Origin of the sequence: Streptomyces sp. NPDC020996 (assembly GCF_040641355.1) — a bacterium.
Classification (GTDB): Bacteria; Actinomycetota; Actinomycetes; order Streptomycetales; family Streptomycetaceae; genus Streptomyces.
Genome location: NZ_JBFADM010000064.1, coordinates 36,173 through 49,696, shown reverse-complemented (window position 1 = coordinate 49,696; position 13,524 = coordinate 36,173). Strand labels below are relative to the sequence as shown.

Sequence of the window (13,524 nt, the reverse complement as noted above, 5' to 3'; positions counted from 1 at the left end):
GTACGTTCCGCCCCGGATCTGGACCCGACCCACCCCCCACCGCCCGCGCACCGCGCACCCCCACCGAGCCCGCACAGGCGCCGCAGGCACTGCGCACCCCCCGAAACCCGCGCACGCCGCCGCAGGCACCCCGCACCCCCCGAAACCCGCGCAGCCCGCCGCAGCCACCCCGCACCCCCACCCAGCCCGCACAGCCGCCGCAGGCACCCCGCACCCCCCGGCCCAGCGCAGTCACCCCCCGCTGCCGGAGGGCCGTCCGCCGGCGTCGGCCGCCTGTTCGCGGCCGAGGCGGCTGTGGGTGCGGCCGTACAGGAAGTACACGAAGAAGCCGATCACCATCCACACCGCGAACCGCAGCCAGGTCTCGGCCGGCAGGTTCAGCATCAGCCACAGCGAGGCGCACACCGACAGGATCGGCAGGAACGGCACCCACGGGGTGCGGAAGGACCGGTGCAGGTCGGGCCGGGTCCTGCGCAGGATGATGACGCTGAGCGCGACGACGACGAAGGCGAACAGCGTGCCGATGTTCACCAGCTCGGCGAGTTCGCTCAGGCTGGTGAAGCCCGCGATGACCGCGATGAGGACGCCGAGCAGGATGGTCGGCCGGTGCGGGGTGCGGAAGCGCGGGTGGACGTGGGAGAAGAAGCGCGGCAGCAGTCCGTCGCGGCTCATCGCGAAGAACACCCGGGTCTGGCCGAGCAGCAGGATCATGCAGACGGTGGTGAGACCGACCGCGGCGCCGAAGCTGATCACGCCCGCGTACCAAGGGTGCCCGACGGCCTTGAAGGCGTCGGCGAGCGGGGCGTCCACGGACAGCTTGCTGTACTTCTCCATGCCGGTGACGACGATCGACACCGCGACGTACAGGGCGGTGCAGATGAACAGGGAGCCGAGGATGCCGCGGGGCATGTCGCGCTGCGGGTGCCGGGTCTCCTCGGCGGCCGTGGCCACGATGTCGAAGCCGATGAAGGCGAAGAAGACGACGGACGCGGCGGTGAAGATGCCCATCACGCCGAAGTTGGAGGGGGCCCAGCCGAACATCAGCTGGATCAGGGGGGCCTTGATGTTGCCGCCCGCCTCGCCCGGCTGCGCCTTCGGGATGAACGGGTCGTAGTTGCGGCTGTCGATGAAGAAGGCGCCCGCGATGATGACGAGGAGGACGACCGTCACCTTGATCGCGACGACGACCGTGGTGACCCGCGCGGACAGCTTCATGCCGACCACCAGGATGGCCGTGAGCACCAGGACGAGCGCGGCGGCGAGGATGTCGAAGCCGAAGCCGTGGGCGCCGTCCCGGCCGGACAGGTACTCGGGGATGTGCCAGCCCGCGTTGTCCAGCAGCGAGCGGACGTAGCCGGACCAGCCGACGGCCACCACCGCCGTGCCGAGCGCGAACTCCAGGACCAGGTCCCAGCCGATGGTCCAGGCGGGCAGTTCGCCGAGGGAGGCGTAGGAGAAGGTGTACGCGGATCCGGCCACCGGGACGGTGGAGGCGAACTCCGCGTAGCACAGCGCGGCCAGCCCGCAGACGACGCCGGCCACCACGAACGACAGGGACACCGCGGGTCCCGCGTTGTTCTTGGCGACCGTGCCGGTGAGCACGAAGATGCCCGTGCCGATGATGACGCCGACGCCGAAGACCGTCAGGTCGAGGGCGGACAGGGTTTTCCTGAGCGCGTGCTCCGGTTCCTCGGTGTCCCGGATGGACTGCTCGACCTTCTTCGTCCGGAAGAGGTTGCTGCTCACGGGCGTACCTCCCACGCTCGTCGTCCTCGACATGATCGAGAGGGGGCGTGGTACGTGTGCCCCGGCGCGGCCGGTTTTCACGCGTACGGGCCGATGTCACCACCTTCCCGGTGGTGACATCGGCCCGTACGGACGTGAGCGGTGGCGGTGGCGGTCAGTCCCGCGCGGGCTCCACGGAGTCGACCCGGTCGCCGGTACGGTCGAACCTGCCGTCCAGCTTGGAGACCAGGCCGGTGACCTGGCGGGCGATGTCCGGCGCGGTGAGCCCGATCTCGGCCATGACCTCGGCGCGGGAGGCGTGGTCGAGGAAGCGCGGCGGGATGCCGAAGTCGCGCAGCGGCACGTCCACGCCCGCGTCGCGCAGGGCCTGGGCGATCGCCGAGCCGACACCGCCGACGCGGGAGTTGTCCTCGACGGTGACGACGACGCGGTGGCGCTCCGCGAGCGGGGCCATGGCCTCGTCGACCGGCTTGACCCAGCGCGGGTCGACGACGGTGGTGGAGATGCCCTGCTTGTCGAGGAGCGCGGCGATCTCCAGGCACATCGGCGCCAGGGCGCCCACGGAGACCAGCAGCACGTCCGGGGTCCGGGTGCCGGGTTCGCGCAGCACGTCCATGCCGCCCACGCGGCCCACGGCGGGCACGGCGGGGCCGACGGCGCCCTTGGAGAAGCGGACCACGGTGGGCGCGTCGTCGACCTCGACGGCCTCGCGCAGCTGGGCGCGGACCTGGTCGGCGTCGCGCGGGGCGGCGAGCCTGAGACCCGGCACGACCTGAAGGATCGACATGTCCCACATGCCGTTGTGGGAGGCGCCGTCGGTGCCGGTGACGCCGGCCCGGTCCAGCACGAAGGTCACCCCGCACCTGTGCAGGGCGACGTCCATCAGGACCTGGTCGAAGGCGCGGTTGAGGAAGGTGGCGTAGACGGCGAAGACGGGGTGCAGCCCGCCGTGGGCCAGGCCCGCGGCGGACACGGCGCCGTGCTGCTCGGCGATGCCGACGTCGAACACCCGGTCGGGGAAGGCCTTGGCGAACTTGTCGAGGCCGACCGGCTGGAGCATCGCGGCGGTGATGGCGACGATGTCCTCGCGCTCCTTGCCGAGCGCGACCATCTCCTGGCCGAAGACGGACGTCCAGTCGGCGCCGGAGGTCGCGATGGGCAGGCCGGTGTCGGGGTGGATCTTGCCGACTGCGTGGAAGCGGTCCGCCTCGTCCTGGAGGGCGGGCTGGTAGCCGCGGCCCTTCTCGGTGAGGCAGTGGACGATGACCGGCCCGCCGAAGCGTTTGGCGCGCGCCAGCGCGGACTCCAGAGCCTCGATGTCGTGACCGTCGATCGGGCCGACGTACTTCAGGCCGAGGTCCTCGAACATGCCCTGCGGGGCGATGAAGTCCTTCAGGCCCTTCTTGGCGCCGTGCAGGGTCTCGTACAGCGGCTTGCCGACGACCGGGGTGCGGTCGAGGATCTCCTTGGTGCGGGTGAGGAAGCGCTCGTAGCCGTCGGTCGTCCGCAGCGTGGCCAGGTGGTTGGCGAGACCGCCGATGGTCGGGGCGTAGGAGCGCTCGTTGTCGTTGACGACGATGACCAGCGGGCGGTCCTTGGCCTCGGCGATGTTGTTCAGCGCCTCCCAGGCCATGCCGCCGGTCAGCGCGCCGTCGCCGATCACGGCGACGACGTGGTCGTCGCGGCCGAGGATCTGGTTGGCCTTGGCCAGGCCGTCGGCCCAGCCCAGGACCGTGGAGGCGTGGCTGTTCTCGATGACGTCGTGCTCCGACTCGGCCTGCGAGGGGTAGCCGGACAGGCCGCCCTTCATCTTCAGCCGGGAGAAGTCCTGCCTGCCGGTGAGCAGCTTGTGCACGTAGGACTGGTGGCCCGTGTCCCAGAGCACCTTGTCCTTCGGGGAGTCGAAGACGCGGTGCAGGGCGATGGTCAGCTCGACCACACCGAGGTTGGGGCCGAGGTGGCCGCCGGTCTTGGAGACGGCGTCGACGAGGAAGGTCCGGATCTCCTCTGCCAGCTGGTCCAGCTGCTCCAGGCTGAGCCGGTCCAGATCGCGCGGTCCCCTGATACGGGTCAGCAGCGGCACCCGTGCCTCCTTGCAGTAGAGCTGATCGAGCTGTTGCCGGGCGTGTCGAGTCTAGTGTTCCGCCGTTGCGGTCTGGCTCCGGGCGGTGCGTCGTAGGTCACGCGTTCGGCTGTACCCATGATCGGACCGTCCTACGACCCGTCCTACGACACGACTGTGCCCGGCACCGCCGTCGGTGCCGGGCACAGGGGTCGGGGGGCGCTACGCCCGCCCGGCCGTCTTCTGCGTCTTGCGGGTGACCGAGTCGATCACGACCGTGGTGAGCAGAACCGCCGCGGTGATCATGTACTTCACCGGCTCGGCGATGGACTCGAGCTGGAGGCCGTACTGGATGGAGACGATCACCAGGACGCCCAGCAGGGCGTTCCAGGTGCGGCCGCGGCCGCCGAACAGCGAGGTGCCGCCGATGACCGCGGCGGCGATCGCGTTCATCAGCAGGTCGCCGGCGCCGGCGCTCTGGTTGGCCGACGCGATCTTCGAGGCCAGGAACAGGCCGCCGACGGCCGCGAAGCCGCCGGAGATCGCGAAGACCGAGATCCGGACCGCGGTGACGTTGATGCCCGCACGCCGCGAGGCCTCGACGCTGCCGCCGAGCGCGAAGATCTTGCGGCCGTAGGCGGTGCGGCGCAGCACGAAGTCGGTGCCGATCAGGAAGACCAGGAAGATCACCGTGGCCAGCGGCAGGCCCTTGTACTGGTTGTACATCGCGGCCGCGGCGAAGGAGACCACGGCCAGCAGCACCGTGCGCAGGATGGTGTCGCTGAGCGGCCGGGACGGGACGCCCGCGGCCTCCCGGCGCCGGTTGCCCAGGAAGGAGGTGATGAAGAACACCGCGACCACGGCGGCGGCCAGCCCGTAGGCGGCGGCCACGTCCGAGAAGAAGTACGTGGTCAGCTTGCCGACCAGGCCGTCGCTGTCGAGGTTGATCGTGCCGTTCTCGCCCAGGATCTTGAGCATGAAGCCGAGCCAGAACAGCAGGCCGGCCAGGGTCACGGCGAAGGCCGGGGCGCCCAGCACCGCGAAGAAGAACCCGTGCAGCGCGCCGATGGCCGCGCCGGCGGCGACGGCGACCAGCACGGCGGCCCACTCGGGCCAGCCCTGGTTGACGGCGAGGACGGCGGCGATGGCGCTGGCCGCGCCGCTGACCGAGCCGACGGACAGGTCGATCTCGCCGAGCAGCAGCACGAAGACGATGCCGACGGAGATCATGCCCGTGCCGACCATCGTGACGGTGATGTCACTGAGGTTCTGCGCGGACAGGAACTGGGAGTTCAGGCTCTGGAAGATGACGCAGATGGCGATCAGGCCGATGACGACCGGGATGGAGCCCAGCTCGCCGCTCTTCATCTTGCGCTTGAACTCGCCGATGTAGCCCGTCAGTCCCTGCTCGCGCACGAGCAGCCGCGGGTCGACCGCGGTCACCGCGGCCGCGGCGGCCTCGGGGTTCTCGACGACCGGCGCGTCCTTCGCGGTCGCGGAGGTCTTGTCGGCGCTCACTGGGAAACCTCCCCGTTCGTGCTGGTGGCGCGGGCCGCACGCCGGGTCACGGCGTTGTCGGTGGCGCCGGTGATGGCGGAGATGATCTCCTCCTGGGAGGTGGTCTTCACCTCGAAGACGCCGTTGTTGCGGCCCAGACGCAGCACGGCGACCTTGTCCGCCACGGCCTTGACGTCGGCCATGTTGTGGCTGATGAGGATGACGGCGTGGCCGCGCTCGCGCAGCCGCTCCACCAGGTCGAGGACCTGGGCGGTCTGCTCGACGCCGAGCGCCGCGGTGGGCTCGTCGAGGATGACCAGCTTCGGCTCGCCGAGCATGGAGCGGGCGATGGCGACCGTCTGGCGCTGACCGCCGGACAGCGAGGCGATCGGGATGCGCACGCTCGGGATGCGGATGGACAGCGTCCGCAGCAGTTCCTGGGAGCGGCGCTCCATCTCGACCTCGTCGAGGACGCCCCACTTCCGCAGCTCACGGCCGAGGAAGAGGTTGCCGACGACGTCGATGTTGTCGCACAGCGCGAGGTCCTGGTAGACGGTCGCGATGCCCAGGGCCTGGGCGTCGTGCGGCCGGTTGATCTGGACGGCCTTGCCGTCCCATTCGATGACGCCCTCATCGATGGGGTGCACGCCGGCGATCGTCTTGACCAGCGTGGACTTTCCGGCGCCGTTGTCGCCCACCAGGGCGACCACTTCACCGGCGTGGACCTCAAGCTCTACGTCGGTGAGCGCCTGAACGGCACCGAACCGCTTGGAGACCCCGCGCAACGCCAGCACGGGCGTAGCGGACACGTGAACCATCTCCTTCGCCGCCTGACCCGGCGGAAGGTTGTGCAGAAAGTGGGGGGGCTTGTTCCGTCCGGCGCCCCGCACGAGCTGCGGGGCTGGTGGACACGGGGCGCCGGAGGAGCCTGGGGCGTCACGTCCCGTACGGGAATTCAAGGACGAATTCCCGTATCTGGGAAGGGACCTGCGACTGCTTACTCGAGGCCGATCTTCTTGCAGGCCGCGGCGTACTTGCCGGCGCAGATCTCGGACACGCTGTAGACGCCGTCCTTGATGACGGTGTCCTTGATGTTGTCCTTGGTCAGCGAGGTGACCGGGACCAGGACCGACGGGACGTCGGTGGCGCTGCCGCTGGAGACCTTGTCCTTGGCGATGGAGTCCAGGGACTCGCCCTTGGCGAGCGCGACGGCCATCTCGGCGGCCGCGTCGGCCTCCGGAGCGTACGGCTTGTAAACGCTCATGTACTGCTCACCCGCGACGATGCGCTGCACACCGGCGAGCTCCGCGTCCTGGCCGGTGACCGGGACGGAGAGGCCGGCCGCCTTGAGGGCGGTGATGATACCGCCGGCCATGCCGTCGTTGGCGGAGTAGACGCCCGCGATGTTCTTGGCGCCGACCGCGGAGATCGCGGCCTCCATCTCGGAGTTGGCGTTGTCCGGCGACCACTCCTTGGTGTCGTACTCCTTGGCGATGGTGACCTTGCCGTCGAGGACGGAGTGCGCGCCCTTCTTGAACTGGGCGGCGTTCGGGTCGGTGACCGAGCCGTTGACCATGACGATCTTGGAGGACTTGGTGGCCTTGCTGCCCAGCGCCTTCAGCAGGGCCTCGCCCTGGGTCCGGCCGACCTCCTCGTTGTCGAACGAGGTGTAGGCGCTGATCGGGCCCTCGGCGAGGCGGTCGTAGGCGACGACCTTGATGCCGGCGTCCTTGGCCTTCTGGACCGAGTTCTTGATGGCCTTGGCGTCCACGGCGTCCAGGATCAGCACGTCCACCTTGTTGGTGATCATCGTGTCGACCTGCTGGGCCTGGAGGCTGGCGTCCTGGCGGGCGTTGTTGTACTGGATCGTCGCCTTGTTGTTCGTCAGCTCCTTGATCTTCTTCTCGATCAGCGGGCGGTCGAACTTCTCGTACCGGGCGGTCTTGTTCTCCGGCAGGAGCAGACCGACCTTGATGTTGTCGCCCTTCGCGGCGGACTTCGTCGAGTCCGCCTTGTCGCCGGACTCCTTCGCGCTGCCACAGGCGGCGAGAGATACGGCCATCGCACCGGCGGCAACGGCAACGGCGGCACGACGCATACGCGTGTTCACTTCAGAAACCTCCCTGACGAGGCCGCGTCGTTGCGGCCGAGGTGGCTGGAAGTCAACTCGGCCACACGTGCGACGTCAAGAAGTAAATCCTTAACGGGTTGGCAACGGTGCCATTCGTTATCTAAGTGAAGGCGGGCGCAGTGGCGTTGAGGGTACCGTCCAAAAGGGTCGAATCGCCCATTTCGCTGAGTGCGAGGGCGAGCGCTCCGAGCACCTCTGCACGGCCGCCAAGTGCCCCTGGAAGTACGGACAGTTGACGCGCCGCGCTGGGTATCGCGTAACGCCCGACGGACTCCCTTATCGGCCCGAGCACCAGCTCGCCGGCCTCGGCGAGATCACCGCCCAGGACCACCCGGCTCGGGTTCAGCAGGTTGCACAGGTTGGCGACTCCACTGCCGATATGGCGGCCGACGTCGGCGATCACCCGACGGCAGCCCGGATCCCCTTCCCGGGCCAGCCGCACCACGCCTTCCATCGTCAGGTCGGTGCCGTGACTGGGCTGGAGCAGGGGCAGCACGTAGCGTGCGGCCGTGAAGGTCTCCAGGCAGCCCCGGTTGCCGCAGCGGCAGACCGGGCCGGACTCATCAAGAGTAATGTGTCCTATTTCTCCGGCTGTGCCCCCTGGGCCGCGGTAGATCTTCCCGTTGATCACCAGACCCGCGCCGACGCCGCTGGCGACCTTGATGTACGCCAGGTCGCGCACCCCTCGCCCGGCGCCCCAGACCAGCTCGCCGAGGGCGCCGAGGTTGGCGTCGTTGTCCACGTGCACCGGCACGCCGAGCCGCCCCCGCAGCTCCTCGGCGGGCCTGGTGCCGCCCCAGCCGGGCAGGATCGCGGTGGAGCCCAGCGTGCCGGACTCGACGTCGATCGGGCCGGGCACGCCGAGACCCACCCCGGCGATCTTGGACCGGTCGACCCCGGTCGCGGCGATCAGGCGGTCGACCAGCTCCTCCGCCCGGTCGAAGCCCTGGTCCGAGGACGCGTCCACGTCCAGCGGCTCGGATTCCTCGGCCAGCACCTGATGGGCGAGGTTGCCGACCGCGACCCGCAGATGCGTGTGCCCGAAGTCCACGCCTATGACAATGCCGGCGTCCCCGCTCAGCGAGACGCTGCGGGCCCGGCGGCCACCCGCCGAGGTGGGCGTGACCTCGACCGTTCCGCCGTCCTTGAGTTCGCGGACGATGTTGGAGACCGTCGCCGCGGACAGCCCCGTGGTCCTCGCGATCTCCGCCTGCGTGAGCGACCCGGCCAGCCGCACGGCACGTACGACCCGCTCCAGGTTGGCTCGGTGCAGCGACGACTGCGACCCTGGAGTCTCCACGACGACCTCCTGCGCACGGGGCCGCTTCGATGAGGCCCCGTCTATGTCCAACTAGTGAACTCTAAGCTGAGCCGTTCGGGTCGCCTCCCGTCAAGAGGTTGAACCGTTTCGGGGTGCATGCAGACATAACCGCGCGCCCCGCCCCGGTCCGGGAACGGCGCGCGGTCGGACGGCTGCGCAGCGCTACTTCAGCGTCGCCGACGTCAGGCCCGCCTGCACCTGGCGCTGGAAGGACAGGTACACCACCAGCATGGGAACCATCGCGATGGTCACACCCGCGAAGAGCACGGGCAGGTCGGAGGCGTAGCCCTGCTGCTGTTGCAGCTGGATGAGGCCCTGGGTGAGGACGTAGCGCTCGGGGTCGTCGCCGCTCTGCGGCTGCATCAGGACCGTCGGCAGGATGAACTGGTTCCACTGGCCGAGCGTGTTGAAGATCCCGACGCTGATCAGACCCGGCTTCGCCATCGGCAGCATGACCTGGAAGAAGGTCCGGGTGTGCGAGGCCCCGTCCAGGATCGCCGCCTCGAACACCGCCGTCGGCAGGGTCCGGAAGAAGGCGTGCATGAAGAACACCGTGAACGGCATCGAGTAGGCGATGTAGACCAGGACGAGGCCCTGGTAGGTGTTGAGCATGTCCAGCCGCTTGACCATGAAGAACAGCGGTACGAGGGCCAGGAAGACGGGGAACATGGCGCCGGCGACGAAGAAGTAGTACAGCAGCCGGTTGCCCCAGAACCGGTAGCGGGCCAGCACGTACGCGGCCATGGAGCCGAACAGCATCGTCAGCGGCACGGAGAAGACCAGCACGATGACGGTGTTGAGGAAGTAGTCGCCGATGCCCTTGTCCCAGGCGCGCCGGAACACGTCGAAGGTCCAGTTCTCGGGCAGGCCGAAGGCCGAGCCGCCGATCTGGGCGTCGGTCTTGAAGGAGCTGAGCACCAGCCACAGCAGCGGCAGCACGATCAGCAGGGCCCACAGCGCCAGGAAGCCGTGCGAGAAGACGTTCAGGACGACGCCTTCGCCGCCGCGGCCGGCGGGGCGTACGGGGGCCTCGGCGGCGCTCGGCCGCGGCTCGGCGGTGCCGCCCTGGGGGGCGGTCTCCTTGAGGGGTGCGCTCATCGTCGTATCTCCCGCTCAGAACTCGACGCGGTCGCGGCGGGTGGCGCGCAGCATGACCACGGACAGGACCAGGGTGAGCAGCAGCATGACGACGCCCATGGCACAGGCGTATCCGCTCTTGCCGAAGTACTGGAAGTTGCGCATCATCACCGTCGACATCACGTCGCTGTGATGGTCGGGGCCGCCGCCGTAGGCGCCCATGTTCTGGGTCATGGAGGACACCAGGACGAACATGTCCATCGCGACGATGCCCAGGTAGACCCAGGCGGTCTGCACGGTGTCCCACAGCAGCGGCAGGGTGATGCGGAAGAAGGACTGGCCGCGGCCGGCGCCGTCGATGAGGGCGGCCTCGTAGACGTCCTTCGGAATGGACTGCATGGCGGCCGAGAACAGCACCAGGTAGAAGCCGACGCCGTGCCAGACCACCGCGATGATCAGCGCCCACAGCACCATGTCGGGCTCGTTGAGCCATTCCACCGGGTTGTTCGCGTCGACCAGGCCGGCCTTGATCAGGAAACCGTTGAGCAGGCCGCCGCCGTCACTTCGGTACACCGCGTTGAACAGCACCGCGACGATCGCCAGCGACAGCACCTGCGGGAAGAAGTAGACGACCTTGTAGAACCGGGATCCGGCGACGCCCTGAACCCCGCCGGCCCTGCCGCGTCCGCCCGCGTTCACCATGAACGCGAAGAACAGGGCGAGCAGTATGGTGATCACCGGGATGAAGATCAGGAACAGGATGTTGTGCCAGATGGCCTGCAGGAAGACGTCGTCCTTCAGCAGCGTCCGGTAGTTTTCCAGTCCGACGAACCTGAAGGTCTGCGACTGCCCTTTCCAGTCGGTCAGCGAATAGCCGAACGTCTGGATGTACGGCCAGATCACGAAGATCAGATAAAGCGCCACGGGAACGAAGAGGAATCCCGTGACGAACCTGTACTGCCCTTTGCGCATTGGCGTTTCCTGCCCCTGGTGTCCTGTCCCGGGCCGGATCGCTCCGGCCCGGGACACGGCGTCGCGGTCAGTCCCGGTGGTTCTTCTTGGAGGACGGGTCCTTGGCCTGCTTGTCGACCGCCGCCTGACAGCGCTTCAGCCATTCCTTCGGCTGGATGCGCTTGGCCATCAGCTCGTTGGACGCGGCCTCGATGGCGGCGCCCATCTCGCTGTACCACTCGGTGTACAGGTAGCGGAAGGTGTTGTCGCCGGCCGCCTTGGACGCCTCGACCGTGGACTGGGTGCCGGGGCGCAGCTTGACGCTCGGGTCGACGCCGTCCTTGAGGATGGTCAGCGAGTTGGCCTCCTTGGCGAACAGCGTCGACCACTCCTTGGAGAGCATGCGCCGCATGAACTCCTTGGCTCCGGCGAGGTTCTTCGCCTTCGCCGGGATGATGAAGGGCTCGCCGGAGCCGGCCCGGATCGCCTCGAACGGCAGCTGACTGTCCGGCAGCAGCGGCATCGGCAGGAACTTCATGTCGAAGTCGGCCGGCGTCTGCTTCAGCTGCTCGTTCTCCAGCCACGAGCCGCAGGTGATGAAGGCGGCCTTGTACTGGTTCCAGCGGGTCTGCGACTCGGTGTGGGTCAGGCCGTTGGTGCCGGGCATCAACAGGCCCTTCTCGACGACCTCGTAGATCGCCTCGACGCCCGCCTGCGCCGCGTCGGAGCCCACGAACGCCTTGGGGTCGAGGTTGTCGATGGCCTTCATGGCGTCCAGACCGCCCTTCTTGGCGATCATGTCCATGATGGCGACGTTGATGTAGTACGGGTACTTGCCCTGGTGGGCCAGGCCGCCGATGCCCTGCTTCCTGGCGTCCTGGCAGATGGCGATGAACTCGTCCCAGGTCTTGGGCGCCTCCCAGCCCTTGTCCTTGAAGAGCTTGCCGGAGTACCACAGGCCCCACACGGTGTAGATGTAGTTGAGGGCGACGATCTTGCCCTCCTGCATGCCCGCGTCCAGGGTGCCGGGGATGATCATGTCCCGGACCTTCTTGGACGGGTCGTCGACCGAGGGCGCGTCGAGCACCGGGGCGAGGTCCAGCAACTGGCCGTTCTTGTACAGGACGTCGACCTTGATCTGCTGGGCGCCGGAGTCGTCCACGATGTCCGGCGGGTTGCCCGCGTTGAAGCGGGGCTGGAGCTTGCCGGTGATCTCCTGCGTGCCGGTGTGGGTGGAGGTGACGCCGAGCTTCTGCTGGTAGTTCGCCTCCCACGCCTTGGCGTAGTCGTCGCCGTAACCGCCCTTGAAGATGACGACGTCGAGCTTGCTGCCCTTCTGCACGCCGAAGGGGTTGGACTTCGAGGTCTTGCCCTGGCTGGAGTCGCCGTCGTCGTCACCCCCGCCGCCGCTCGCGCACGCGGACAGGAGGCTCATCGCGGGTACGGAGATCAGTCCGAGCGCTGCGGACCGCCTGATCAGATCGCGGCGCCCCACACCCGATGTGCCGGTGCCGCCGGTGCCGTTGTTCTCGGCGGAAGTGGATCCCATGCTCAAGTCCTCGCCTTCTCCAGGACTCAGGCGGTGAACCGGATCCTCCCCGGCACCGCGGTCAGGTCAAGCAGGGTCGTGCAGGAAGTGCGGATCGGTGAATCGCCGACAGGTATAGTCCACTTCCCGCCGACGGATCAAGATCGAATGCAGGTTTCGTCAATGGTCTTATCCGAGTTGAGACCTCGAGGAAATATGCGCCCCCGGTGGGCGCGTTGCCGGAAAAATTCGCGACATAGGCCACGAATACCACAGGCAACACCCTTGACATCACTGAGCACTTGCTTGCGACTGGTCTCCGCGCAAGGTGTCTGACAACGTTGTCGCACATGCAGGGAAGGTGCTCGCGAATGCACTGGAGAACTCGGCGCAGACGGGGTCCGGCGGTCGTTCTGACCGCCGCTTTCGCGTTGGCCGCCGGATCACCGGGAGCGGCGACGGCCCTGCCGGCGAAGGCCCTGCCGGCGAAGGCCGCGGTGGCCGGCCGGGGGTTCGCGTCCTCCTTCGAGGCCGGCGACCCGGCATGTACGACGCGGCCGGGCAGCCGTGGAAGGCGCAGCTGAACGTCCGCGAGGTTCTGTCCCGCGTCGACACCGGCAGCGAGTACAAGGCTTGAAGGTCAACGGCCGTACCTGGACGTCCACTTCGCTCCCCCACGCGCTGCTCGCCGAGGGCGGGGTGCTGGAGTTCGGCATGGGCCCGGAGCCGTCGTCGTGGGGCTCGGGCAAGAACGCGGCGCCGGTGTCCACCACCCGGGACGACGAGGTGCCGACGCCCCGCACGGACGTGCTGAAGGTCGCCGGGGCCCTCTTCGACGACACCTCGGCGACGGACGCCACGGTGACGTCCGTGGACCTTCCGGTGTCCGGCCGGGTGAAGGGGGTGCAGTACACGCTGACCTCGTCCTCGGACCGCTCCGAGGCGCCGGCCGGCTGGACCCTTCAGGGCTCCGCCGACGGCGCCGTGTGGAAGACGCTCGACAAGCGGTCCGGCGAGTCGTTCGCCTGGGACCGGCAGACCCGCGCGTTCACGGTCGCGTCGCCGGGCACGTACGCGAAGTACCGCCCGGTCCTCGACGGCGAGGCGGTCGTCTCGGAGGTCGGACTGCCGGCCTGAGCGCCGCGTCCGGGCGCTGACAGACGCGTGCCCCGGCCCACGGTGACGTGCGTGGGCCGGGGCACGCCTGCACC

General features: G+C 68.7%; 9 protein-coding genes and 1 pseudogene. 1 reads left to right on the top strand and 9 read right to left on the bottom strand.

Features of this window, described 5'->3' with window-relative positions; all coding sequences use genetic code 11:
* Window positions 1-231 precede the first annotated feature (231 nt).
* From AB0G63_RS32140 to ngcE, 9 genes are all read right to left on the bottom strand, one after another.
* Window positions 232-1,746, bottom strand: coding sequence for an amino acid permease (locus AB0G63_RS32140; protein ID WP_360757513.1), 1,515 nt, complete (start codon window positions 1,744-1,746; stop codon window positions 232-234).
* A gap of 154 nt (window positions 1,747-1,900) precedes the next feature.
* Window positions 1,901-3,829, bottom strand: coding sequence for a 1-deoxy-D-xylulose-5-phosphate synthase (dxs, locus tag AB0G63_RS32135; RefSeq protein ID WP_360757511.1), 1,929 nt, complete (start codon window positions 3,827-3,829; stop codon window positions 1,901-1,903).
* A 201-nt stretch (window positions 3,830-4,030) separates the two neighbouring features.
* Entirely contained in the window at window positions 4,031-5,326 is a 1,296-nt protein-coding gene (locus tag AB0G63_RS32130; RefSeq protein WP_360757508.1) for a sugar ABC transporter permease, read from the bottom strand.
* Entirely contained in the window at window positions 5,323-6,123 is an 801-nt protein-coding gene (locus AB0G63_RS32125; RefSeq protein WP_360757507.1) for an ATP-binding cassette domain-containing protein, read from the bottom strand. Before AB0G63_RS32125 ends, AB0G63_RS32130 begins: the two co-directional genes overlap by 4 nt.
* A 179-nt stretch (window positions 6,124-6,302) precedes the next feature.
* Window positions 6,303-7,403, bottom strand: coding sequence for a substrate-binding domain-containing protein (locus tag AB0G63_RS32120; protein ID WP_360757515.1), 1,101 nt, complete (start codon window positions 7,401-7,403; stop codon window positions 6,303-6,305).
* 133 nt (window positions 7,404-7,536) lie between these two features.
* Window positions 7,537-8,736 (bottom strand): ROK family transcriptional regulator, encoded by a 1,200-nt coding sequence (locus AB0G63_RS32115; RefSeq protein ID WP_360757504.1) that lies wholly within the window; start codon window positions 8,734-8,736, stop codon window positions 7,537-7,539.
* Between the two features lie 183 nt (window positions 8,737-8,919).
* Window positions 8,920-9,855, bottom strand: coding sequence for a carbohydrate ABC transporter permease (locus AB0G63_RS32110; RefSeq protein WP_360757501.1), 936 nt, complete (start codon window positions 9,853-9,855; stop codon window positions 8,920-8,922).
* 15 nt (window positions 9,856-9,870) lie between these two features.
* A complete protein-coding gene (locus AB0G63_RS32105) occupies window positions 9,871-10,806 on the bottom strand; it encodes a sugar ABC transporter permease (RefSeq protein ID WP_360757499.1) in 936 nt (311 codons plus the stop codon).
* 67 nt (window positions 10,807-10,873) lie between these two features.
* Window positions 10,874-12,334 carry an N-acetylglucosamine/diacetylchitobiose ABC transporter substrate-binding protein gene (gene ngcE, locus AB0G63_RS32100; protein WP_360757496.1) on the bottom strand — a complete coding sequence of 487 codons (1,461 nt, stop codon included), beginning with the start codon at window positions 12,332-12,334 and terminating at the stop codon, window positions 10,874-10,876.
* Between the two features lie 523 nt (window positions 12,335-12,857).
* Between ngcE and AB0G63_RS32095 the strand changes: the two are divergent.
* Window positions 12,858-13,450, top strand: a pseudogene (locus tag AB0G63_RS32095) (hypothetical protein); the annotation flags it as partial.
* Window positions 13,451-13,524: the final 74 nt, after the last annotated feature.

Excerpts from the sequence above, each read along its gene's own strand:
- AB0G63_RS32125 (WP_360757507.1), bottom strand. The coding sequence starts at position 6,123 with ATGGTTCACGTGTCCGCTACGCCCGTGCTGGCGTTGCGCGGGGTCTCC.
- AB0G63_RS32120 (WP_360757515.1), bottom strand. The coding sequence starts at position 7,403 with ATGCGTCGTGCCGCCGTTGCCGTTGCCGCCGGTGCGATGGCCGTATCT.
- AB0G63_RS32110 (WP_360757501.1), bottom strand. The coding sequence starts at position 9,855 with ATGAGCGCACCCCTCAAGGAGACCGCCCCCCAGGGCGGCACCGCCGAG.
- AB0G63_RS32105 (WP_360757499.1), bottom strand. The coding sequence starts at position 10,806 with ATGCGCAAAGGGCAGTACAGGTTCGTCACGGGATTCCTCTTCGTTCCC.
- ngcE (WP_360757496.1), bottom strand. The coding sequence starts at position 12,334 with ATGGGATCCACTTCCGCCGAGAACAACGGCACCGGCGGCACCGGCACA.